Origin of the sequence: Pseudomonas sp. MUP55 (assembly GCF_034043515.1) — a bacterium.
In the GTDB taxonomy this organism is placed as follows: domain Bacteria; phylum Pseudomonadota; class Gammaproteobacteria; order Pseudomonadales; family Pseudomonadaceae; genus Aquipseudomonas.
In genome coordinates this window covers 4,826,926-4,849,632 of sequence record NZ_CP138214.1, presented here as the reverse complement: position 1 = coordinate 4,849,632, position 22,707 = coordinate 4,826,926, and the positions used below count along the sequence as shown (strand labels likewise).

Below are 22,707 nucleotides of genomic sequence, written 5' to 3'. Positions count from 1 at the left end.
ACTGGCATGAAAGAGTTTACCGCGTATCTACTAGTTGACAGCCCTGCGGGAAAGGCAATTCACGAATTGACGGAGGGTGTATCAGAACCACCAGAGATAAGAGAAACTGATACGATTTCTTTTACTATCGTTTCCCGGCATTCTATGGGTGAGCCAACACTGTTTGTGCAGGATCATCCCATTGTTCTCACTAGTTATAAGAAAGGTGATGAGTCAGTAGAGTATAGGGCGGAACTAAAGAGGCATTTACTAAATCATTTTGGGCTGGCGTCGGTAGCTTTGTTTTTTGAGGTTACTGCCCAGATCGTTCGCGTAACGCCCATTAATGTAGTTGCCACGAAAATAAACAAAGAACAAGCTGAAAAGATTCTTGGTTACCTATCTTTGAAAATGGCGGATGTAACAAAAATATGCTTTTCAAAAACTCAGGCTGGCTCGGACTCTCAACCTGGAGATAATGTAGATACGCTCACCAAATTAAATTTTTCAAGGAAGATATTAGAAGCGATAAATTCAAGTCGCACTAGATTCATGACTCAACCATGCAAGAGATCGTCTGAGCAACTCCGGATCACTCCGTATGATGATGGTGCGCATATAACTGACAGAGAAATTGATTGGCTGTTTAAGCATTTGGATCAGTTGTATCCGGTTCCAATTGATTCATCAAAAGTTTCAATTCAAAATCGATATTATTCAATTGACAAGATTCAGCGGGCGGTAGTTGAGAGGAATACTAATCTTTTTGAAAATCAGGTTATTTATGGGTTTTTGATTAATTTGAAAAAGTTTTTGCTCGATATTCCCGACCATTTCAAGTCTTATAAGCCGAACTCTAAGCATGCCGGTTTTTATACATTTGATAGTATACTTCAAACTATAGAGGCACCATTGCTTCAGCGGCGCCATCGTGAAGCAGTTCAACTGGTGCGCCAATGTAATGATCTGATTTCTTTTTTTGAAAAGTACTTGCCTTGCCAGAATAAAGGGGTGCTTCGACCTGTCCTGACGCCTCTTGCTAAGCGATATACTCATTATGATAAGACTTTTAGGTTGATTGATGAGTGGTACAAGCTGGGCCAGCCAAAGTGGAGTGGTGCTAACTATCTGTTCGGAATGAAGTCGCTCGATAAGCTTTATGAGTTTTTCTGCCTGTATAAATTAATAGACTGTCTTCGAGATGCTGGATTTACGTTGACTGCCGCGCAAACACGGAGTGCCGCTCGCGAATTAGGCACAGCGGGACGTCTAGAAGTATTTTCGGATGATGAACTCTCGAATTATTATACTTTCACAGGTGGGGATAAAAAAATACAGTTGTTTTATGAGCCTACGATATGGTCTCATTCAAAATATTCTCAGCCAAATGAACTGGTAGATGTGTTTCATGCTGGTGCTGGGTATCGATCCTGTTGGACTCCAGATTTTCTAATTAAAACTGAAAAGGAAGGTGTTGAGTCTTACTTAATATTTGATGCGAAATATTCGGATCATTCAAATACTAAAGATAAGCACTTGCCTGAAATTATTAGTAAGTATTATTTAAAAACAAGGTCGATGTCTAAGCACGGGGTTGTTGAGGGGCCAGGCGCGATAAAGGCAGTATATGCATTCATTCCGAAGTCTTTTAATGATGAGTATGGTATGTATGGTGGGGCTTTTAATCTTGGGGAGCGACTAGCCTGTGCGCCATTTTTCGGGTATGTCAAACTTTCATCTGATGAAGAGCGGGGGTTTAATTCATTCGTAAAACAAATTATTAGAGTTGCTTAATTTTTGATGGTTTCTGAAGCTCTTATGTGCGAGATGTTGCGTCGAAGTGGAAACCTTGGAGCGATGCTTTAAGCAGTCTTATAAACCACACAATAGAAGACTGAATGAGACAAAAAGCCTACTGTTGTCGGGTTTTTAGTGGTAAAAGGTCAATGATTGTACGTTGTAAGGGCATCCTGTGTTCGGTACTGGGGTGCGCGGTCCGCCACGTTACCCCACTTCCAGCTATGTAAGTTCTTACCTTGCTCCGTAATACCGAGCTTGAACAGTGACGATGGGGCTTGGTCGATCAGCCGGGATGCGGATAGAGGTTTCCCCTACATCGAGCAGCTTTTCGGCGGATTCGTTCCAATTTTATTCCAAAGTATCGCGTGTGAGTTGTAAACTTTTCCTCTATTTTTTGTGTTCCTCTGGGGCCTTGGTAGTGCGTCGGGCGATGTCGATTAGTTCCTGCTCCAGCATTCTGATGATCAGTTGCTGGCGATGTTGCTCCGTGGCGGTGTCGAGACCTTTAGCACCCGCTCCATGAACCCTTTATTCACCGCCGCCGCATGACAATCTAGATAAGACCACGATTCCCCCTCCTGCCGCTCGTAACCCTCCAGACTGTACGCCGGAAATCTCTCGCCACAGATGCTAACTTTCATCCCGAGCCACTCCTGCGTTACCTTCCCCTCCGTCGCTTCCAACCCAGCGACCGGACTTGAGAATCCGAGAAACAATAGGCGCATAGGCGCCACCATCCATTAGACTGTTGGCGCTTTTTTGTGCCCGCATGTCTGTGTAATGGCGGCTATGCGTGGGAGGCCTTCGGGCCTGCCGGGTTCCTATTGTCCCGGTTTCTCAACCCGCGCATAGCTGCCACCCATTCGCATGAGAAACGAACGTGGCAGCTCATTACATTAGGAGCTTAAGCAATGAGCGTTTCTGACAGGCCTTACCCCCGCAGTACCGCAACCGACACCCTCGCTCAGACCGGAGGTGCCCAATGATCAACCCACCCCTCAACAAAACCCTCGGCGTCATCACCTTTTCCACCTGCGGCAAACAGCCCAACCTCCACCGCCTTTTCCGCGTCAATTCCGGCGTACCCATCCGCGATGCCCTGGAGCATGCCTCCGAGCTCCTGCACTGTTCCAAAATGCTGGCGTTGGACGCAGCGATGGATACAGGCGCGGATCGCTATGCCTGGGCGGCGCATTATTTGGGGGAGATGGCGAAGGCGGTGGTGGATGATTTGGCGAAGGGGATGTTGCCCAATGGGGTGGTGGAGGAGGGGGAATCGGTTGGTGTGTAGGCAGGTGGTTTTCAGGGTGTTTGGGCTGGCGTAGTCGCAGGCAAGCCAGCTCCCACATTTGGATCGTGTTTCAGGTTGAAAGGGGTGGTGGGCGATGAAGCAGCCGACCGCCCACTTTTCTGCAGGCGAAAAAAAAGACCTTGAATTTCAAGGTCTTTTTTTAAGATGGTGCCCCGAGGGAGACTCGAACTCCCACTCCTTTCGAAAACGGATTTTGAATCCGCCGCGTCTACCAATTCCGCCATCAGGGCTCAATGGCGGCGAAGTATAGAGATGAGATTACCGTTGGTCAATCACGTTTCATGGTCAATTTTGACTATTTCGGCTAGACTTCCCGGCCCTGCTAGACGAACCCCATCATGCGCGTTGCTGACTTTACTTTTGAGCTCCCTGATTCGCTGATCGCTCGCCACCCGTTGGCCGAGCGTCGCGCCAGTCGACTGCTGACCCTGGACGGGCCGAGCGGTGCCCTCGCACACCGTCAATTCACTGATTTGCTTGAGCATTTGCGCCCGGGCGATTTGATGGTGTTCAACAATACCCGGGTGATTCCGGCGCGGCTGTTTGGCCAGAAAGCCTCCGGCGGCAAGCTGGAAATTCTGGTGGAGCGGGTGCTGGACAGCCATCGTGTGCTGGCCCATGTGCGCTCCAGCAAGTCGCCCAAGCCGGGGTCGAGCATCGTGATCGATGGCGGTGGCGAAGCCGAGATGGTGGCGCGTCATGACGCGCTGTTCGAGCTCAAGTTTGCCGAAGAGGTGTTGCCGCTGCTGGAACGCGTCGGTCACATGCCGTTGCCTCCTTATATAGACCGCCCCGACGAAGACTCGGACCGCGAGCGCTACCAGACGGTGTACTCCCAGCGCCTCGGTGCCGTGGCGGCGCCGACGGCCGGGTTGCATTTCGACCAGCCGCTGCTGGACGCCATCGCCGCCAAGGGCGTCGAGACGGCCTATGTGACCCTGCACGTGGGGGCCGGCACATTTCAGCCGGTGCGTGTGGATAACATCGAAGACCACCACATGCACAGCGAATGGCTGGAGGTCAGCCAGAACGTGGTGGACGCGGTTGCCGCGTGCAAGGCGCGTGGCGGTCGGGTGATTGCCGTGGGCACCACCAGTGTGCGTTCGCTGGAGAGCGCGGCGCGTGATGGCGTGCTCAAGCCGTTCAGCGGCGATACCGATATCTTCATTTACCCAGGCCGGCCGTTCCATGTGGTCGACTGCCTGGTGACCAACTTCCATTTGCCCGAATCCACGCTGTTGATGCTGGTTTCGGCATTTGCCGGCTACCCGGAAACCATGGCCGCTTACCAGGCCGCCATCGACAATGGGTACCGTTTTTTCAGCTACGGTGATGCGATGTTTATCACCCGCAATCCGGCGCCGCGCGGCCCTGAGGACAACTTATGAGTCGTATGTCGTTTGAATTATTGGCCACCGATGGCAAGGCCCGTCGTGGTCGCCTGACGTTCCCGCGCGGCACCGTCGAGACCCCGGCCTTCATGCCGGTCGGCACCTATGGCACCGTCAAGGGCATGCTGCCGCGTGACATCGTTGCCACCGGCGCCGAGATCATCCTGGGCAACACGTTCCACCTGTGGCTGCGCCCGGGCACGGAAGTGATCAAGAAGCACGGCGACCTGCATGACTTCATGAAGTGGCAAGGCCCGATCCTCACCGACTCCGGTGGTTTCCAGGTGTTCAGCCTGGGCGCCATGCGCAAGATCAAGGAGGAGGGCGTGACCTTCGCCTCGCCGGTGGACGGTTCCAAGGTGTTCATGGGGCCGGAAGAGTCGATGCAGGTGCAGCGCGACCTGGGCTCGGACATCGTGATGATTTTCGACGAGTGCACGCCGTACCCGGCCGACGAAGACGTCGCGCGTATTTCCATGGAGCTGTCGTTGCGCTGGGCGCAGCGCTCCAAGAATGCCCACGGCGATAACACCGCCGCGTTGTTCGGCATCGTGCAGGGCGGCATGCATGAAAGCCTGCGTAAACGCTCGCTGGAAGGCCTCGACAAGATTGGTTTTGACGGCCTGGCCATCGGCGGTTTGTCGGTGGGCGAGCCCAAGCACGAGATGATCAAGGTGCTGGATTACCTGCCGGGCCTGATGCCGGCAGACAAACCTCGTTACCTTATGGGCGTTGGCAAACCGGAAGATCTCGTAGAGGGTGTGCGCCGCGGTGTGGACATGTTCGATTGCGTGATGCCAACCCGTAATGCCCGCAATGGGCATCTGTTCATCGATACCGGCGTGCTGAAGATCCGTAACGCGTTCCATCGCCATGATGATTCGCCGCTGGATCCCACCTGTGACTGCTACACCTGCCAGAACTTCTCGCGTGCTTATCTGCACCATCTGGACAAGTGCGGGGAAATGCTGGGTAGCATGTTGAATACCATCCACAATTTGCGTCATTACCAAGTCCTGATGGCTGGTTTGCGCGAGGCTATTCAACAGGGTACATTGGCCGCCTTCGTCGATGCCTTCTATGCCAAGCGCGGGCTCCCTGTGCCGCCCTTGGACTGAGTTTCCCGACCCTAAGATTCACTATTTGCAACTGGAGTGCTAAATGAGCTTTTTTATCTCTAACGCCATGGCTGACGCCGCTGCGCCTGCCGCTGCCGGCCCTATGGGCGGTGGTTTCGAGTGGATTTTCCTGGTCGGCTTCCTGGTCATCTTCTACCTGATGATCTGGCGTCCACAGGCCAAGCGCGCCAAAGAGCAGAAGAACCTGCTGGGCAGCCTGCAAAAAGGCGACGAAGTTGTGACCACTGGCGGTATCGCCGGCAAGATCACCAAGGTTTCCGATGCTTTCGTGGTACTGGAAGTCTCCGACACCGTGGAAATGAAGTTCCAGAAGGGCGCCATCGCCGCCACGCTGCCTAAAGGCACGCTCAAAGCGATCTAAGTAACAACCTTTACCAATCGACGGGGCGCGCAAGGCGCCCCGCGTTATAAGCGGGCGGCGTGATGCTGAACAAATACCCTCTGTGGAAATACGTACTGATCCTGGCGGTGCTGGCGATCGGTTTTATTTATTCCGCTCCCAATCTCTATCCTGATGACCCGGCGATCCAGATCACTGGCGCCAGCACTGCGCTGCAGGTCAATCAGGCTGATCTGGAACGCGCGAGCAAAGCGCTCACCGACGCGGGCATCCAGGTCAAGGCGGCAACATTGGCGGCTGGTGCGAAGGGCGGCTTGTTGCGCCTGACCAAGCAGGAAGACCAATTGCCGGCCAAAGACGTTGTGCGCAAGGTCATGGGTGATGACTACGTTGTTGCGCTCAACCTGGCACAGACCACGCCACAATGGTTGCGCAGCATTGGCGCGCACCCCATGAAGCTGGGTCTGGACTTGTCCGGCGGTGTGCACTTCCTGCTGGAAGTCGACATGGACAAAGCCCTCGACGCGCGTCTGAAAGTCTACGAAGGCGACGTGAAGAGCCTGCTGCGCAAAGAGAAGCTGCGTTATCGCAGCCTGCCGCAGCTCAACGGCGCCATTCAGCTGGGTTTTGCTGACGAAGCTTCCCGCGAACAGGCCCGTGCGCTGATCCGCAAGAACTTCAACGATTTCGACATCGTACCGGCCGACCTGAATGGTCAGGCGGTGCTGCGTCTGGCGATGAGCCCGGCCAAGATCGCGGAAATCCGCGAATACTCGATCAAGCAGAACTTGACCACGGTGCGTAACCGGGTCAACGAACTGGGTGTGGCCGAGCCGATCGTGCAGCGCCAGGGTGCCAACCGTATCGTGGTTGAGCTGCCGGGCGTGCAGGACACCGCTGAAGCCAAGCGTATCCTGGGTAAAACCGCCAACCTGGAATTCCGCCTCGCGGCTGAGCCGGGTGCTTCGCGCGCCACTTCCGAAGAGTTTGAATTCCGTGAAGGCAACCGTCCTCCCGCGCTGATCGAGCGTGGCTTGATCATCACCGGTGACCAGGTCACCGACGCCAAGGCCGGTTTCGGCGAGCACGGTACCCCTGAAGTGAACATCCGTCTGGATGGTCACGGCGGCGAACTGATGAGCCGCGCCACGCGCAGCAACGTCGGTCGCAGCATGGCGGTGATCTTCATCGAGCAACGCCCTGTTACCACCTACACCAAGCAGATGGTCAACGGCGTCGAAAAAGACGTGCCGGTACAGACCTTCAAGGAAGAGAAGAAGATCATCAGCCTGGCGACCATTCAGTCGCCGCTGGGTGCGCAATTCCGTATCACCGGCCTGAACGGCCAGGGTGAGTCTTCGGAACTGGCCTTGCTGCTGCGTGCCGGTGGCCTGGCTGCGCCGATGTACTTCGCTGAAGAACGCACCATCGGCCCGAGCCTGGGTGCCGACAACATCACCAAGGGCGTCGATGCGGCGCTGTGGGGCATGTTGTTCGTGTCGCTGTTCATCATTGCCATCTACCGCTTCTTCGGCGTGATCGCCACCGTGGCCCTGGCGGGCAACATGGTGATGCTGCTGGCCCTGATGTCGCTGCTGGGCGCTACGCTGACCTTGCCAGGTATTGCCGGTATCGTGCTGACCATGGGTATGGCGGTCGACGCCAACGTGCTGATCTTCTCGCGGATTCGTGAAGAGATCGCTGCCGGCATGACCGTACAGCGCGCAATCAACGAAGGCTTCGGCCGGGCATTCACCGCGATTCTCGACTCCAACCTGACCACGTTGCTGGTCGGCGGGATTCTCTTTGCCATGGGCACCGGCCCGGTCAAAGGTTTTGCGGTGACCATGTCCCTCGGTATCTTTACCTCGATGTTCACGGCCATCATGGTGACCCGCGCAATGGTCAACCTGATCTTTGGCGGGCGTGACTTCAAGAAGTTGTGGATTTAAGGGGCTGCCATGTTACGTACAATCAACTTCATGGGCGTTCGCAACATTGCGTTCGGCGTCACCGTGCTCCTTACCGTTCTGGCGTTGTTCAGCTGGTTCCATAAGGGCCTGAACTATGGCCTGGACTTCACCGGCGGTACGCTCATCGAGCTGACCTACGAGAAGCCGGCCGACGTAACCAAAGTGCGTGACGAGCTGGTCAAGGCCGGCTATCACGAGGCGGTGGTGCAGAGCTTTGGTGCCACAACCGACCTGCTGGTGCGCATGCCTGGCGAAGACCCGCAACTGGGTCACCAGGTGGCCGAGGCCTTGCAGAAGGTCGGTGGCGACAACCCGGCGTCGGTCAAGCGCGTCGAGTTCGTCGGCCCGCAGGTGGGTGAAGAGCTGCGCGACCAGGGCGGCCTCGGCATGCTGATGGCGCTGGTCGGCATCATGATCTACCTGGCGTTCCGCTTTCAGTGGAAGTTCGGTGTCGGCGCCATTGTGTCGCTGATCCATGACGTGATCGTGACCGTGGGTATCCTGGCGTACTTCCAGATCACCTTCGACCTGACGGTACTGGCGGCGGTGCTGGCGATCATTGGTTACTCGCTCAACGACACCATCGTGGTATTTGACCGGGTTCGTGAGAACTTCCGCGTACTGCGCAAGGCGACGTTGATCGAAAACATCAACATCTCCACCACCCAGACGCTGCTGCGGACCATGGCCACGTCGATCTCCACCTTGCTGGCGATCGCGGCGCTGATGATCTTCGGTGGCGACAACCTGTGGGGCTTCTCCCTGGCACTGTTCATTGGCGTTCTGGCGGGTACCTACTCGTCGATCTACATCGCCAACGTGGTGCTGATCTGGCTGAACCTCAACAGCGAAGACCTGATCCCTCCGGCCAGCACTGGCAAGGAGGTCGATGACCGTCCTTGATGGGCGTTTGTTGATCGGCGGTTACAAGAAGGGCGCGAGATTGAACTCGCGCCCTTTTTTTTGCTCCAAGGCTGGGTATAGCGCGGATCTTTCGATCCGTTTGTGATGGTCAGGAGGTTCAACGTGAACAAGTCGTTGCTGGTTGGTGCGGTATTGGGTGCTGTCGGTGTGACTGCCGGGGGTGCTGTTGCCACCTACAGCCTGGTAAAAAGCGGCCCTGAGTATGCGCAAGTGCTGGCGGTACAGCCGGTGAAAACCCAGATTAAAACCCCGCGTGAGGTCTGCAAGGACGTCACAGTGACCCGGCAGCGTCCGGTGCAGGATCAGCATCAAATCGCCGGTACCGTGGTAGGTGCCCTTGCCGGTGGCCTGCTGGGTAACCAGATCGGCGGTGGTAACGGCAAGAAGCTGGCTACGGTAGCCGGTGCGGTTGGTGGTGGTTACGCGGGTAACAAGGTTCAGGAAGGTATGCAGAACCGTGATACCTACACCACTACCCAGACCCGTTGTAACACCGTGAACGACATCAGTGACAAGGTTGTAGGTTATGACGTGCGTTACAACCTGGACGGCAAGGAAGGCACGGTGCGTATGGAGCGTGATCCAGGCGGCCAGATTCCCGTCGACAAAGAAGGTCGTCTGATCCTCGGTCAGAATCAGCAGTAACAGATTCAAAAGCCTATACAGCTCAAAATGTGGGAGGGGGCTTGCCCCCGATAGCGGTGTATCAGTCAGCCGATCAGGTGCTGATCCACTGCCATCGGGGGCGAGCCCCCTCCCACATTTGATGGGTGGTGTGGCTGGGATCGCAGCGCACAGCAAAAAGCCCAGGCATAAAAAAAGCACCCCTCGGGGTGCTTTTTTGTGCTCGCTCGCTTAGCGCTTCAGCGAGGCCGGCAGGTGCGGCTGGATCGCCGTCAGTACTGCCTTGAAGCATTTGGTGTTGCCGGCAACCACGTGGCCTTTTTCAAGGAAGTCGTGACCGCCGGTGAAGTCGCTCACCAGGCCGCCCGCTTCCTGGATCAGCAGGGCGCCTGCAGCCATGTCCCACTCGGACAGGCCCGACTCCCAGAACGCGTCGAAACGACCGGCAGCCACATAAGCCAGGTCCAGGCTCGCTGCGCCAGCGCGACGGATGCCTGCGGTCTGGCCGACCAGGGCGCGGAACATGCCCAGGTAGTTTTCCAGGTTGTCCATTTGATCGTCACGGAACGGGAAGCCGGTGCCCAGCAGGGCGCCATCCAGGCTGGTGCGGCCGCTGACGCGCAGGCGACGGCCATTGAGCTGGGCGCCACGGCCACGGCTGGCGGTGAATTCTTCCTGGCGAACAGGGTCCAGAACAACGGCGTGTTCCAGGCGGCCACGGTATTTGCAGGCGATGCTCACGGCAAAGTGCGGGATGCCGCGCAGGAAGTTGGTGGTGCCATCCAGTGGGTCGATGATCCACAGGTAGTCTTCGCCTTCGCCGCTACCTTTGTGCAGGCCGGTTTCTTCACCGAGGATGCCGTGGGTAGGGTAGGCCTTGCGCAGAGCGTCGATGATTTTCTGTTCGGCGGCGCGATCCACCTCGGATACATAATCCTTGGCGTCTTTTTCGTCGACCTTGATGGTATCCAGGCGCTCGATAGAGCGGAAGATCAATTCACTGGCGCTGCGGGCGGCGCGCAGCGCGATATTCAGCATGGGCTGCATGGATGTGTCACCTAAGGTTGTTAAAGAAAGCCGGGCATTCTAGCAGAAACTTTCTTCAGGTGAAGGACGACGTTAGCTTTCGTGGCATAACCTTGGGCGGTTCTGTAAGATTTGCACCCCTTTCCCGTGTCCGAGAGCGCCTCCCTTGCTGCAAAACATTCGTGTCGTCCTGGTCAATACCAGCCACCCCGGCAACATCGGCGGGGTAGCTCGAGCCATGAAAAACATGGGGCTGACACGCCTGGTGCTGGTCGAGCCACGTGTGTTTCCGCACCACGAGGCCGATGCCCGCGCATCCGGCGCCAATGACATCCTGGAAAACGCCCAGGTTGTCGCCACTCTGGAAGACGCCCTGGTCGGCTGCAACCTGGTGCTCGGCACCAGTGCCCGTGATCGTCGCATTCCCTGGCCGCTGCTGGACCCGCGTGAATGCGGCACCAAAGTGGTGGAGGAGGCGGCCGGTGGCGCAGAAATCGCCCTGGTATTTGGCCGTGAAGACTCCGGCCTGACCAACGAAGAGCTGCAGCGATGTCACTACCACGTGCACATCCCCTCAGACCCCGAGTTCAGTTCGCTGAACCTCGGCGCGGCGGTGCAGGTGCTGACGTATGAAGTGCGCATGGCCTGGCTGGCGGCTGCCGGTCAGCCCAGCAAGATGGAAAAGGAGGAGGTTGCATCGACCAAAAGTGGCGAGCTCGCCACCATGGACGAGCTGGAGCGATTCTATGAGCACCTGGAGCAAACCCTGGTGGCCATCGAATTCCTCGATCCTGAAAAACCACGGCACTTGATGGCGCGCCTGCGTCGCCTTTTCGGACGCAGCTCGGTCAGCCGGGCAGAAATGAATATATTGCGTGGCATCCTCACGGAAACCCAGAAAGCGGCCCGTGGCGAGCTCCTTAAGCGGAAGGATTAAAAATGTTCGAGCGTTTGCGAGAAGATATCCAGAGTGTTTTCCACCGTGACCCGGCGGCGCGCAACGCCTTTGAAGTGCTGACCTGCTACCCGGGCATGCACGCGATCTGGATTCACCGCTTGTCCGGCGCCCTGTGGGGCATGGGCTGGAAGTGGCTGGCGCGCCTGGTGTCGAACTTCGGGCGCTGGTTGACCGGGATCGAAATCCATCCGGGCGCCAAGGTCGGTCGTCGCTTCTTTATCGACCACGGCATGGGCATCGTGATTGGCGAGACGGCCGAAATTGGCGATGACGTGACGCTCTATCAGGGCGTGACCCTGGGCGGTACCACCTGGAATAAAGGCAAGCGCCACCCGACGCTGGGTGATGGCGTAGTGGTGGGGGCGGGCGCCAAGGTGCTCGGCCCGTTCACTGTAGGCGCGGGGGCCAAGGTGGGTTCCAATGCCGTGGTCACCAAGGCAGTGCCGCCGGGTGCCACAGTGGTGGGCATTCCCGGACGGATCATCGTCAAGCCGGAAGTTGGCGACGAGCAGGAAGCCAAGCGCAAGGCCATGGCCGAGAAGATCGGTTTCGACGCTTACGGTGTCAGCGAAGACATGCCCGACCCGGTGGCTCGCGCCATTGGTCAACTGCTTGATCACCTGCAAGCGGTTGATGGCAAGTTGGACGGGATGTGCGGCGCGCTGAAGGACCTGGGCAGTCCTTACTGCGCAAAAGAGCTGCCTGAGTTGCGCGAAGAAGACTTCGCCCAGATCAAGGACGAAGCCGCCACCAAGGCCGGCTGAGTTCTCGTCACCACCACAGATCCCCTGTGGGAGGGGGCTTGCCACCGATAGCAGAGTGTCAGTCACCATAGTTTTGGCTGATCCACCGCTATCGGGGGCAAGCCCCCTCCCACATTTTGATCTTCATTGGTCTGGGAATTCCTGCCCTGTCCTGTTCCTGCTGTTCGCTTGCGCCCCGTCCTGCTATGATTCGCGCGCCCTTTTTACGGGTAATCCTGACTAAAGTACTAGGTCTTATAGTTGACTTAAATACTCGGGAATCGCATACTTGCTCCCATTCTGAAACACCTTGGTACTTGTCCATGAGACTGACTACAAAAGGCCGATACGCGGTGACTGCCATGCTCGACCTGGCTTTGCACGCGCAAACTGGGCCGGTGTCCCTGGCCGATATCTCCGAGCGCCAAGGCATTTCCCTGTCTTACCTCGAGCAGCTGTTCGCCAAATTGCGCCGTAGCAACCTGGTGTCCAGCGTTCGGGGCCCGGGTGGTGGATATCAGTTGTCCCGCGACATGCAGGGCATCCAGGTGGCCCAGGTGATCGACGCGGTCAACGAATCCGTCGATGCCACCAAATGCCAGGGCCTGGGTGACTGCCACGCCGGCGACACCTGCCTGACGCACCACTTGTGGTGTGACTTGAGCCTGCAGATCCATGAGTTTTTGAGTGGTATCAGCTTGGCTGATCTTGTGACTCGCCGTGAGGTGCAAGAAGTAGCCCAGCGTCAGGACCAGCGCCGTTGCAACACCAAGGCGCCGCGTCTGGACAAGATCGAAGCGTCCGCCGTCGAGTGACAGCCGCAGAGCTAACGGCACGCCAGCCAGCCTGATTTAGGAGAAAGTCCATGAAATTGCCGATTTACCTTGATTACTCAGCGACCACCCCGGTTGATCCGCGTGTCGCGCAAAAAATGAGCGAATGCCTGCTGGTTGACGGAAACTTCGGCAACCCGGCCTCCCGCTCCCACGTATTCGGCTGGAAAGCCGAGGAAGCGGTCGAGAACGCGCGTCGCCAGGTCGCCGACCTGGTGGGTGCTGACCCGCGCGAAATCGTCTGGACCTCCGGTGCCACCGAGTCCGACAACCTGGCGATCAAGGGCGCGGCGCATTTCTACGCGACCAAGGGCAAGCACCTGATCACCACCAAGATTGAGCACAAGGCTGTCCTCGACACCATGCGCCAACTGGAGCGTGAAGGTTTTGAGGTCACCTACCTCGAGCCGACCACCGACGGTATCGTCACCCCGGCCATGATCGAAGCCGCGCTGCGTGATGACACTATCCTGGTGTCCGTGATTCACGTGAACAACGAAATCGGCACCATCAACGACATCGAAGCAATCGGCGAACTGACCCGTTCCAAGGGTATTCTGCTGCACGTCGACGCCGCTCAGTCCACCGGCAAGGTCGAGATCGACCTGTCCAAGCTGAAAGTCGACCTGATGTCGTTCTCGGCCCACAAGACCTACGGCCCTAAAGGCATCGGCGCACTGTACGTGAGCCGTAAGCCACGCGTGCGTATCGAAGCCGCCATGCATGGTGGCGGCCACGAGCGCGGCATGCGTTCCGGCACCCTGGCGACTCACCAGATCGTCGGTATGGGCGAAGCCTTCCGCGTAGCCAAGGAAGACATGGCTGCCGAAAACGTGCGCATCAAGGCGTTGAGCGATCGCTTCTACAAGCAGGTCGAGAACCTTGAAGAGCTGTACATCAATGGCAGCATGACTGCACGTGTACCGCACAACCTGAATTTGAGCTTCAACTACGTCGAAGGCGAGTCGCTGATCATGGCGCTCAAGGACCTGGCGGTATCGTCCGGTTCGGCCTGCACCTCGGCGTCCCTTGAGCCTTCGTATGTATTGCGCGCCCTGGGCCGTAACGACGAACTGGCACACAGCTCGATCCGCTTTACCTTCGGCCGCTTCACCACTGAAGAGCAAGTCGACTACGCCGCGCAGAAAGTCTGCGAAGCCGTCAACAAGCTGCGCGTTCTGTCGCCGCTGTGGGACATGTACAAAGACGGTGTCGATATCTCCAAGATCGAGTGGGCGGCACACTAAATATAGAAGCCGCCACCCAAGCTCTGTAGGAACGTGGCGGAAAACGCAGACGTTTCTACAGGGTTCCAGAGCGGCCCTGATGAGTGAGGAATCAGTACCATGGCTTACAGCGAAAAGGTCATCGACCACTACGAAAACCCGCGCAACGTCGGCAAGATGGACGCGCAAGATCCTGATGTTGGCACTGGCATGGTTGGCGCTCCGGCGTGCGGCGATGTGATGCGTCTGCAGATCAAGGTCAACGACGCTGGCGTTATCGAAGACGCCAAGTTCAAGACTTACGGCTGCGGTTCGGCTATCGCCTCCAGTTCCCTGGCGACCGAATGGATGAAAGGCAAGACCCTGGATGAGGCTGTCACCATCAGCAACACCCAGCTGGCCGAAGAACTGGCCCTGCCGCCAGTTAAAATTCACTGCTCGGTACTCGCGGAAGACGCCATCAAGGCGGCCGTTCGCGACTACAAGCAGAAGAAAGGCTTGATCTAAGCATTTGGCGACGAGTAAGGAGTCAACGATGGCTATCAGCATGACAGAAGCGGCTGCGCAGCACATTCGCCGCTCCCTGAATGGGCGCGGTAAAGGTGAGGGGATTCGTCTGGGTGTTCGCACCACGGGCTGTTCCGGCCTTGCCTACGTGCTGGAGTTTGTCGACGAGGTGGTGGCGGAAGACCAGGTGTTCGAAAGTCACGGCGAGAAAGTGATCATCGACCCGAAAAGCCTGACCTACCTGGACGGCACCGAGCTCGATTTCGTCAAGGAAGGGTTGAACGAAGGCTTCAAGTTCAACAACCCCAACGTACGCGGTGAATGTGGCTGCGGCGAAAGCTTCAACATCTGAGGCTTCTTGTGGGTACTCCTTGTCATTTCGCTTTATTCGAGCTGCAACCGAGCTTTCGGCTGGACCTCGAGCAGCTTGCCACGCGCTACCGAGAATTGGCGCGCGGCGTGCATCCGGACCGCTTCGCTGACGCTTCCGAGCGTGAGCAACGCCTGGCGCTGGAGCGGTCAGCCAGCCTCAACGAAGCCTATCAGACGCTCAAGAGTCCGCCCAAGCGCGCGCGTTACCTGCTCGCGATGAACGGTGGCGAGCTGCCGCTTGAGGTCACGGTGCACGATCCGGACTTCCTGCTGCAGCAGATGCAGTGGCGCGAAGAGCTCGAAGACTTGCAGGACGAAGCCGATGTGGCCGGAGTCGCGGTGTTCAAGCGTCGTCTGAAAACCGCCCAGGATGAGCTCAACGAAAGCTTCGCGGCCTGTTGGGATGATGCAGCGCAGCGCGAGCAGGCCGAGCGCCTGATGCGGCGCATGCAGTTTCTCGACAAGCTCACCTACGAAGTGCGCCAGCTAGAAGAGCGCCTCGACGATTAACCCAGTGCTGCCCGTGATGCACGCCTGATAGACAGATAAGACCTGATTACCATGGCTCTACTGCAAATCGCCGAACCCGGCCAAAGCCCTCAACCGCACCAGCGTCGCCTGGCGGTCGGGATTGACCTGGGCACCACCAATTCCCTGGTCGCTGCCGTGCGCAGCGGCCTGTCCGAGCCGTTGCCCGACGCCGACGGTCAGGTGATCCTGCCATCCGCCGTGCGTTATCACGCCGACCGCATCGAAGTGGGCGAGTCTGCCAAGCTGGCGGCGTCTACCGACCCATTGAACACCGTGTTGTCGGTCAAGCGCTTGATGGGTCGTGGGTTGTCCGACGTCAAGCAATTGGGTGACCAGCTGCCGTACCGCTTTGTCGGCGGCGAATCCCACATGCCATTCATCGACACCGTCCAAGGCCCGAAAAGCCCGGTGGAAGTGTCAGCCGATATCCTCAAGGTGCTGCGCCAGCGTGCGGAAACGACCTTGGGTGGCGAACTGGTCGGTGCGGTGATCACGGTTCCGGCCTATTTCGATGACGCTCAGCGCCAAGCCACCAAAGATGCGGCAAAGCTTGCCGGCCTGAATGTGCTGCGCTTGCTCAATGAACCGACCGCTGCTGCCGTGGCTTATGGTCTGGATCAGCATGCCGAAGGCCTGGTCGCGATTTACGACCTGGGCGGCGGCACCTTTGATATTTCGATCCTGCGCCTGACCGGCGGTGTCTTTGAAGTGCTGGCGACCGGCGGCGACAGTGCCCTGGGCGGCGACGACTTCGACCATGCCATCGCAGGCTGGATCATCAGCAGTGCGGGCTTGTCTGCCGACCTGGACCCAGGTGCGCAGCGCAACCTGCTGCAAACCGCCTGTGCTGCCAAGGAAGCGCTGACGGATGCTGCAACCGTTGAAGTTTCCTACGGCACCTGGTCGGCCCAGCTGACCCGTGAAGCCTTCCATGCGTTGATCGAGCCGATGGTTGCCCGCAGCCTGAAAGCCTGTCGCCGCGCCGTGCGTGATTCCGGTATTGAGCTGGAAGAGGTCGGTGCTGTGGTCATGGTGGGCGGCTCCACCCGCGTTCCGCGCGTTCGTGAAGCCGTGGCCGAAGCCTTTGGGCGCCAGCCGCTGACTGAAATCGACCCGGATCAAGTGGTGGCCATCGGTGCCGCGATCCAGGCCGATACCCTGGCTGGCAACAAGCGCGATGGCGGCGAATTGCTGTTGCTCGACGTGATCCCGTTGTCCCTGGGGCTGGAAACCATGGGCGGCCTGATGGAGAAGGTGATTCCGCGCAACACCACCATCCCTGTCGCGCGTGCCCAGGACTTCACCACCTATAAAGACGGCCAGACGGCCATGATGATTCATGTGCTGCAAGGCGAGCGCGAGCTGATCAGCGACTGTCGCTCCCTGGCGCGCTTCGAATTGCGCGGTATCCCAGCCATGGTTGCGGGTGCGGCGAAGATTCGCGTGACCTTCCAGGTCGACGCCGATGGCCTGCTCAGCGTGGCTGCCCGTGAACTGGGTTCGGGCGTCGAGGCCAGTATCCAGGTCAAGCCGTCCTATGGGCTGACTGACGGTGAAATCGCCAAGATGCTCAAGGACTCGTTCCAGTATGCCGGCGATGACAAGGTCGCCCGCGTGCTGCGTGAGCAGCAAGTCGACGCCCAGCGCCTGCTCGAAGCGGTGCAGGGCGCGCTTGATGCCGACGGCGAGCGCCTGTTGGACGCCGAAGAGCGCATGGTCATTGACCTGCAGATGCAGGAACTGGCCGAGCTCATGAAGGGCAACGATGGTTATGCCATCGAGCAACAGACCAAGCGCCTGTCACAAGTCACCGATGCCTTTGCCGCCCGCCGTATGGACCAGACGGTAAAAGCCGCCCTGGCGGGTCGCAACCTGAATGAAATTGAGGAATAACTGATGCCGCAGGTCATTTTTCTGCCACACGCCGAGCATTGCCCGGACGGTATGGTTGTTGAGGCTGAGACCGGCAAGTCCATCCTCGAAGTTGCCCATGACAACCATATCGAGATCGAAAGCGCCTGCGGCGGTGTGTGTGCCTGCACCACCTGCCACTGCATCATCCGCGAGGGCTTCAACTCCCTCGAGGAAGCGGACGAACTGGAAGAGGATTTTCTCGACCGCGCCTGGGGCCTGGAGGCGACTTCTCGCCTAAGCTGTCAGGCAAAGGTCGGCACTGAAGACATCACGGTCGAAATCCCGAAATATTCGCTCAACCATGCGGCCGAAGCGCCGCATTGATTCAAGGAACTGTCATGAGCCTGAAATGGGTTGATGTACAAGAAATCGCTATACAACTTGCCGAAGCTCACCCTGAGGTCAATCCTCTGACAGTGAACTTCGTCAAGCTGCGCAACCTCGTAATGGCACTGCCGGATTTCGACGACATCCCTGATCGGGGTGGCGAAAAGGTCCTGGAGGCGATTCAAGGCCTGTGGATCGAAGAAGCAGACTGAGCCGCCTTTTTACGCAGTTAGGCAATACCCAATAACCCGCGTATAATTCGCGGGTTTAATTTTTCGTAAATTACCGTTTCTGGAGTTACACCATGGCTGTTCAACGTACTTTCTCCATCATCAAGCCTGACGCTGTTGCAAAAAACGTCATCGGCGAGATCACCACTCGTTTCGAAAAAGCCGGCCTGAAGGTTGTAGCTTCGAAACTCAAGCAACTGTCCAAGGCTGAAGCTGAAGGCTTCTACGCTGAGCACAGCGCTCGTGGCTTCTTCGGCGACCTGGTTGCCTTCATGATCTCCGGTCCTGTTGTTGTTCAGGTTCTGGAAGGCGAAAACGCTATCGCTCTGAACCGTGAGCTGATGGGCGCTACCAACCCTAAAGAAGCGGCTGCCGGCACCATCCGTGCTGACTTCGCTGAGTCCATCGACGCCAACGCTGTACACGGTTCGGACTCCGAAGCCGCTGCTGCTCGCGAAATCTCGTACTTCTTCGCCGCTACTGAAGTAACCGCTCGCTAAGCATCGGCTTAAAGAGTGAGGGTGAATCCATGACTACATCGACTGTTAAAACCAACCTGCTGGGTCTGACTCAGCCGGAAATGGAGAAATTCTTCGACTCAATCGGGGAGAAGCGTTTCCGTGCCGGTCAGGTAATGAAATGGATTCACCACTTTGGCGTCGACGATTTCGACGCCATGACGAACGTCAGCAAGGCCCTGCGCGACAAGCTCAAGGCCATTGCCGAGGTCCGTGGTCCCGAAGTGGTCAGCGAGGACATCTCCAGCGACGGCACCCGTAAGTGGGTGGTGCGCGTGGCGTCCGGCAGCTGCGTCGAGACCGTGTACATTCCCCAGGGCAAGCGCGGCACCTTGTGCGTTTCGTCCCAGGCAGGCTGTGCCCTGGACTGCAGTTTCTGCTCCACCGGCAAGCAAGGCTTCAACAGCAACCTCACCGCCGCCGAAGTCATCGGCCAGGTGTGGATTGCCAACAAATCCTTTGGCAGCGTCCCGGCGACCGTCGACCGTGCCATCACCAACGTGGTGATGATGGGCATGGGTGAGCCGCTGCTGAACTTCGACAACGTGATTGCGGCCATGCACCTGATGATGGACGACCTGGGCTACGGCATCTCCAAGCGCCGTGTGACCCTGTCGACCTCCGGCGTGGTACCGATGATCGATGAGTTGGCCAAGCACATCGACGTTTCCCTGGCGTTGTCGCTGCACGCACCGAATGACGCATTGCGTAACCAATTGGTGCCGATCAACAAGAAGTATCCGCTTAAGATGCTGCTCGAATCCTGCCAGCGTTATATGGCCACCCTGGGTGAGAAGCGCGTGCTGACCATCGAGTACACCATGCTCAAGGACATCAACGACAAGGTCGAGCATGCCGTGGAGATGATCGAGCTGCTCAAGAACACCCCATGCAAGATCAACCTGATTCCGTTCAACCCGTTTCCGCATTCTGGCTACGAGCGGCCGAGCAACAACGCCATCCGCCGTTTCCAGGATCAACTGCACCAGGCCGGCTACAACGTCACTGTCCGCACGACCCGCGGCGAAGACATCGACGCCGCCTGTGGCCAATTGGTAGGGCAGGTGCTGGATCGCACCCGTCGCAGTGAGCGCTACATCGCCGTGCGTGAGTTGAGCGCCGCCGACGATGGCCCGCAAAGCGCTGCAAACCGAACCTGAGAGAGGACCTCTATGCCCTTGCGCCTTGCGCTGCTGTTGCTTGTTACCGGTCTGGCGACCGGTTGTGTTTCATCGGGCCACGAGAGCCCGTTGCAAACCGGCAAGGGTCGTGAAGCGGCGCGAGTGGCCTATGTGCAACTGGGCCTGGGCTATCTGCAACAAGGCATGAGCGAGCAGGCCAAGGTGCCCTTGAAGAAAGCCCTGGAACTGGATGCCGACGATGCTGATGCCAATGCCGCGCTGGCGCTGGTGTTCAAGGCGCAGGCCGAGCCCGAGTTGGCTGATCGGTATTTCATCAAGGCGCTGGCGTCCCGTCCTGGTGACGCGCGTTTACTGAATAACTACGGCAGTTTCCTGTTCGAGCAGAAACGTTATGAACAGGCCGCCGGTTATTTCCGGCAAGCCAGCACCGATACCCTTTATCCTGAGCGCTCGCGCGTTTTCGAGAACCTGGGGGTGGCTTCGATCCACCTGGGCCAACGCGAACTTGCGCGCCAGCAGCTGGAAAAAGCCCTGCTCCTGAACGCTCGCCAGCCACGCGCGTTGCTTGAAATGGCTGAGTTGTCTTACGAAGATAGGCATTATGTGCCGGCACGCGACTATTACGAGCGTTTCAGCCAGCTCAGCGGGCACAATGCACGTAGCTTGTTACTTGGTGTGCGTCTGGCGACGGTTCATGAAGAACCGGCCACAGCCGCACGTTTTGGCCAGCAACTCGAACGACTCTATCCCGGTACGCCGGAATATCAGCAATACCTGTCGGAGCAATGATGAAAGCCGCGCACCCGGAAGTTGTAGCAGCTAATCGCGTCAACCCAGGCGAGACCTTGCGTCAGGCCCGCGAAAGCAATGGTTGGTCGCTGGCCGAAGTGGCGCTCAAGCTCAATTTGACCACCACCTCCCTGGCCAACCTGGAGGCTGGCGCGTTCGACAAGCTGCCTGGGCACACCTTTGCCCGCGGCTATATCCGCGCCTATGCCAAATTGCTGGGGATCGACCAGACCGTGCTGGTCCAGGCGTTCGACGAGTTCACCGGCACCGACTCCCAGGGCAGCAATGTCCATGGCCTCGGCCGTATCGAAGAGCCCACGCGGGTTTCCCACACGATCTTGCGCATTGTCAGCCTGTTGCTGCTGATTGCCGTGATCGGTGGTGGCTTTGTCTGGTGGCAAGACCAGACCACCCAGCGCAATAAAGACCTGACCAGCAATGCTCTGGAACACGTCGAAGTCGAAAGCGCCGACGGTACCACCCAGATTCATCCGCTGGATGAGCCGGAAGACCAGGCCGTTGCTGAAGGCCAGGCCGCGCCAGAAGCGCCGGCCACCGCTGAACAGCCTGCTCCGCAAGCCGGCAGCGCACCCGCCGCGACTGCGGCCGTGCCCGCTCCGGCTCCTGCAGCGCCAGTCGCCCAGGCCCCAGCAGCGGCCGCTCCGGTACAGGCTCCAGCGCCGGCCGCACCGACGGCGCCAGCCATCTCACCGCCCACCACCCCAGCGTTGATCGCCGGTGACGGGCGCGTACAGATCACCTTCGTCGCTGACTGCTGGACGCAAGTCACCGATGGCAATGGCAAAGTGCTGTTTAGCGGTCTCAAGCGTAAGGGAGATACTCTGGACCAGGGCGGCAAGCCTCCTTTGACGCTGCGTCTGGGCTTCGCCCGTGGCGCGCAAGTGGCCTATAACGGCCAGCCTGTGGACGTGGCGCCGTTCACCAGTGGCGAGACAGCTCGCCTCAAGTTGGGACAATAGTCATGCACGGCGAATCTCCAATCAAACGTCGCGTATCGCGCAAGATCTGGGTCGGCTCGGTGCCGGTGGGCGGCGATGCCCCCATCGCGGTGCAGAGCATGACCAACAGCGACACCAATGACGTGGCCGCCACCGTTGCCCAGATCAATCGTCTGGAAGCGGCTGGCGTGGACATCGTGCGGGTTTCCGTACCGGACATGGACGCCGCCGAAGCGTTCGGCCGCATCAAGCAATTGGTCAAGGTGCCCCTGGTTGCCGACATTCACTTCGACTACAAGATCGCGCTGCGCGTAGCCGAACTGGGTGTGGACTGCCTGCGCATCAACCCGGGCAACATCGGTCGCGAAGACCGTGTGCGCGCTGTGGTCGATGCGGCCCGTGATCGCGGGATTCCGATCCGCATCGGCGTCAACGCCGGCTCGCTGGAAAAAGACCTGCAAAAGAAATACGGCGAGCCTACCCCGGCGGCGCTGGTCGAGTCGGCACTGCGCCACGTTGAACACCTGGAACGCCTGAATTTTCAGGACTTCAAGGTCAGCGTAAAGGCTTCCGACGTGTTCATGGCCGTAGAAGCCTACCGCCTGCTGGCCAAGGAAATCGTGCAGCCGTTGCACCTGGGTATCACTGAAGCGGGCGGTTTACGCTCAGGCACAGTGAAATCTGCGGTGGGTCTCGGTATGCTGCTCGCCGAAGGGATTGGCGATACCATCCGCATCTCCCTGGCGGCAGACCCCGTAGAGGAAGTGAAGGTCGGCTACGACATTCTCAAATCCCTGCGTTTGCGTTCCCGTGGCATCAACTTCATTGCCTGCCCGAGCTGTTCGCGGCAGAACTTCGACGTGGTGAAAACCATGAACGACCTGGAGTTGCGCCTGGAAGACCTGCTGGTGCCGCTTGATGTCGCGGTGATCGGTTGCGTGGTCAACGGTCCGGGCGAGGCCAAAGAGGCGCATGTGGGTTTGACCGGCGGTACCCCGAATCTGATTTACATCGACGGCAAACCGTCGCAGAAATTGACGAATGACAATCTGGTGGATGAGCTGGAAAAGCTGATCCGCGAGAAAGCGGCCGAAAAGGTCGCCGCTGACGCAGCGCTGATCGCTCGCGGCTGATTGAACGAATTTAAGGA

General features: G+C 58.1%; 24 protein-coding genes and 1 tRNA gene. 23 read left to right on the top strand and 2 right to left on the bottom strand.

What is annotated here, in order from left to right; genetic code table 11:
* Positions 1-6 precede the first annotated feature (6 nt).
* Positions 7-1,773, top strand: a complete 1,767-nt coding sequence (locus SC318_RS21845; protein ID WP_320428417.1) for a nuclease domain-containing protein — start codon at positions 7-9, stop codon at positions 1,771-1,773.
* Positions 1,774-2,761: 988 nt separating this feature from the next.
* Complete coding sequence (locus SC318_RS21840) at positions 2,762-3,070, top strand: DUF3077 domain-containing protein (RefSeq protein WP_320428416.1); 309 nt, start codon at positions 2,762-2,764, stop codon at positions 3,068-3,070.
* A 166-nt stretch (positions 3,071-3,236) separates the two neighbouring features.
* On the opposite strand, the gene SC318_RS21835 is transcribed toward SC318_RS21840, so the two are convergent.
* Positions 3,237-3,321 (bottom strand) — tRNA-Leu (locus tag SC318_RS21835).
* A gap of 108 nt (positions 3,322-3,429) precedes the next feature.
* On the opposite strand from SC318_RS21835, the gene queA reads away from it, so the two are divergent.
* From queA to SC318_RS21805, 6 genes are all read left to right on the top strand, one after another.
* Positions 3,430-4,479, top strand: a complete 1,050-nt coding sequence (gene queA, locus SC318_RS21830; protein ID WP_320428415.1) for a tRNA preQ1(34) S-adenosylmethionine ribosyltransferase-isomerase QueA — start codon at positions 3,430-3,432, stop codon at positions 4,477-4,479.
* 5 nt (positions 4,480-4,484) lie between these two features.
* The gene (gene tgt, locus SC318_RS21825; RefSeq protein ID WP_003175976.1) at positions 4,485-5,600 is read left to right on the top strand and encodes a tRNA guanosine(34) transglycosylase Tgt; all 1,116 of its coding nucleotides are present in this window, start codon (positions 4,485-4,487) and stop codon (positions 5,598-5,600) included.
* 43 nt (positions 5,601-5,643) lie between these two features.
* Positions 5,644-5,982 (top strand): preprotein translocase subunit YajC, encoded by a 339-nt coding sequence (gene yajC, locus SC318_RS21820; RefSeq protein WP_003175975.1) that lies wholly within the window; start codon positions 5,644-5,646, stop codon positions 5,980-5,982.
* A 62-nt stretch (positions 5,983-6,044) separates the two neighbouring features.
* On the top strand, positions 6,045-7,913 hold the full coding sequence (gene secD, locus SC318_RS21815) for a protein translocase subunit SecD (RefSeq protein WP_306494532.1): 1,869 nt from the start codon (positions 6,045-6,047) through the stop codon (positions 7,911-7,913).
* Between the two features lie 9 nt (positions 7,914-7,922).
* Entirely contained in the window at positions 7,923-8,837 is a 915-nt protein-coding gene (gene secF / locus SC318_RS21810; protein ID WP_124388108.1) for a protein translocase subunit SecF, read from the top strand.
* Between the two features lie 123 nt (positions 8,838-8,960).
* On the top strand, positions 8,961-9,503 hold the full coding sequence (locus SC318_RS21805; protein WP_005791197.1) for a glycine zipper 2TM domain-containing protein: 543 nt from the start codon (positions 8,961-8,963) through the stop codon (positions 9,501-9,503).
* Positions 9,504-9,713: 210 nt separating this feature from the next.
* On the opposite strand, the gene suhB is transcribed toward SC318_RS21805, so the two are convergent.
* Positions 9,714-10,529 (bottom strand): type III secretion system regulator SuhB, encoded by an 816-nt coding sequence (gene suhB, locus SC318_RS21800; protein WP_003175971.1) that lies wholly within the window; start codon positions 10,527-10,529, stop codon positions 9,714-9,716.
* Positions 10,530-10,674: 145 nt separating this feature from the next.
* Here suhB and trmJ point away from each other — a divergent pair, with 145 nt between their 5' ends.
* The 15 genes from trmJ (at position 10,675) to ispG (ending at position 22,690) form a co-directional block, all read left to right on the top strand.
* A complete protein-coding gene (trmJ, locus tag SC318_RS21795; protein WP_320428414.1) occupies positions 10,675-11,445 on the top strand; it encodes a tRNA (cytosine(32)/uridine(32)-2'-O)-methyltransferase TrmJ in 771 nt (256 codons plus the stop codon).
* 2 nt (positions 11,446-11,447) lie between these two features.
* A complete protein-coding gene (gene cysE / locus SC318_RS21790; protein ID WP_124388105.1) occupies positions 11,448-12,230 on the top strand; it encodes a serine O-acetyltransferase in 783 nt (260 codons plus the stop codon).
* Between the two features lie 302 nt (positions 12,231-12,532).
* Positions 12,533-13,024: a Fe-S cluster assembly transcriptional regulator IscR gene (iscR, locus tag SC318_RS21785; RefSeq protein ID WP_003194020.1), complete on the top strand. Its 492-nt coding sequence runs from the start codon at positions 12,533-12,535 to the stop codon at positions 13,022-13,024.
* Between the two features lie 50 nt (positions 13,025-13,074).
* Complete coding sequence (locus tag SC318_RS21780; RefSeq protein ID WP_191952396.1) at positions 13,075-14,289, top strand: IscS subfamily cysteine desulfurase; 1,215 nt, start codon at positions 13,075-13,077, stop codon at positions 14,287-14,289.
* Positions 14,290-14,388: 99 nt separating this feature from the next.
* The gene (gene iscU, locus SC318_RS21775) at positions 14,389-14,775 is read left to right on the top strand and encodes a Fe-S cluster assembly scaffold IscU (protein ID WP_034100437.1); all 387 of its coding nucleotides are present in this window, start codon (positions 14,389-14,391) and stop codon (positions 14,773-14,775) included.
* Between the two features lie 28 nt (positions 14,776-14,803).
* Positions 14,804-15,127 carry an iron-sulfur cluster assembly protein IscA gene (iscA, locus tag SC318_RS21770; protein WP_003175963.1) on the top strand — a complete coding sequence of 108 codons (324 nt, stop codon included), beginning with the start codon at positions 14,804-14,806 and terminating at the stop codon, positions 15,125-15,127.
* Between the two features lie 8 nt (positions 15,128-15,135).
* Positions 15,136-15,657, top strand: a complete 522-nt coding sequence (gene hscB, locus SC318_RS21765; protein ID WP_320428413.1) for a co-chaperone HscB — start codon at positions 15,136-15,138, stop codon at positions 15,655-15,657.
* 51 nt (positions 15,658-15,708) lie between these two features.
* Positions 15,709-17,571, top strand: a complete 1,863-nt coding sequence (gene hscA / locus SC318_RS21760) for a Fe-S protein assembly chaperone HscA (RefSeq protein ID WP_320428412.1) — start codon at positions 15,709-15,711, stop codon at positions 17,569-17,571.
* 3 nt (positions 17,572-17,574) lie between these two features.
* Positions 17,575-17,916, top strand: coding sequence for an ISC system 2Fe-2S type ferredoxin (fdx, locus tag SC318_RS21755; RefSeq protein WP_003175958.1), 342 nt, complete (start codon positions 17,575-17,577; stop codon positions 17,914-17,916).
* 14 nt (positions 17,917-17,930) lie between these two features.
* Positions 17,931-18,131, top strand: coding sequence for a Fe-S cluster assembly protein IscX (iscX, locus tag SC318_RS21750; protein ID WP_032879605.1), 201 nt, complete (start codon positions 17,931-17,933; stop codon positions 18,129-18,131).
* Positions 18,132-18,223: 92 nt separating this feature from the next.
* Positions 18,224-18,649, top strand: a complete 426-nt coding sequence (gene ndk, locus SC318_RS21745; protein WP_003175956.1) for a nucleoside-diphosphate kinase — start codon at positions 18,224-18,226, stop codon at positions 18,647-18,649.
* A 29-nt stretch (positions 18,650-18,678) separates the two neighbouring features.
* On the top strand, positions 18,679-19,827 hold the full coding sequence (rlmN, locus tag SC318_RS21740; RefSeq protein WP_320428411.1) for a dual-specificity RNA methyltransferase RlmN: 1,149 nt from the start codon (positions 18,679-18,681) through the stop codon (positions 19,825-19,827).
* Positions 19,828-19,839: 12 nt separating this feature from the next.
* On the top strand, positions 19,840-20,598 hold the full coding sequence (gene pilW, locus SC318_RS21735) for a type IV pilus biogenesis/stability protein PilW (protein ID WP_320428410.1): 759 nt from the start codon (positions 19,840-19,842) through the stop codon (positions 20,596-20,598).
* On the top strand, positions 20,598-21,578 hold the full coding sequence (locus SC318_RS21730) for a RodZ domain-containing protein (RefSeq protein WP_320428409.1): 981 nt from the start codon (positions 20,598-20,600) through the stop codon (positions 21,576-21,578). Before pilW ends, SC318_RS21730 begins: the two co-directional genes overlap by 1 nt.
* 2 nt (positions 21,579-21,580) lie before the next feature.
* Complete coding sequence (gene ispG, locus SC318_RS21725; protein ID WP_003175952.1) at positions 21,581-22,690, top strand: flavodoxin-dependent (E)-4-hydroxy-3-methylbut-2-enyl-diphosphate synthase; 1,110 nt, start codon at positions 21,581-21,583, stop codon at positions 22,688-22,690.
* Positions 22,691-22,707 lie beyond the last annotated feature (17 nt).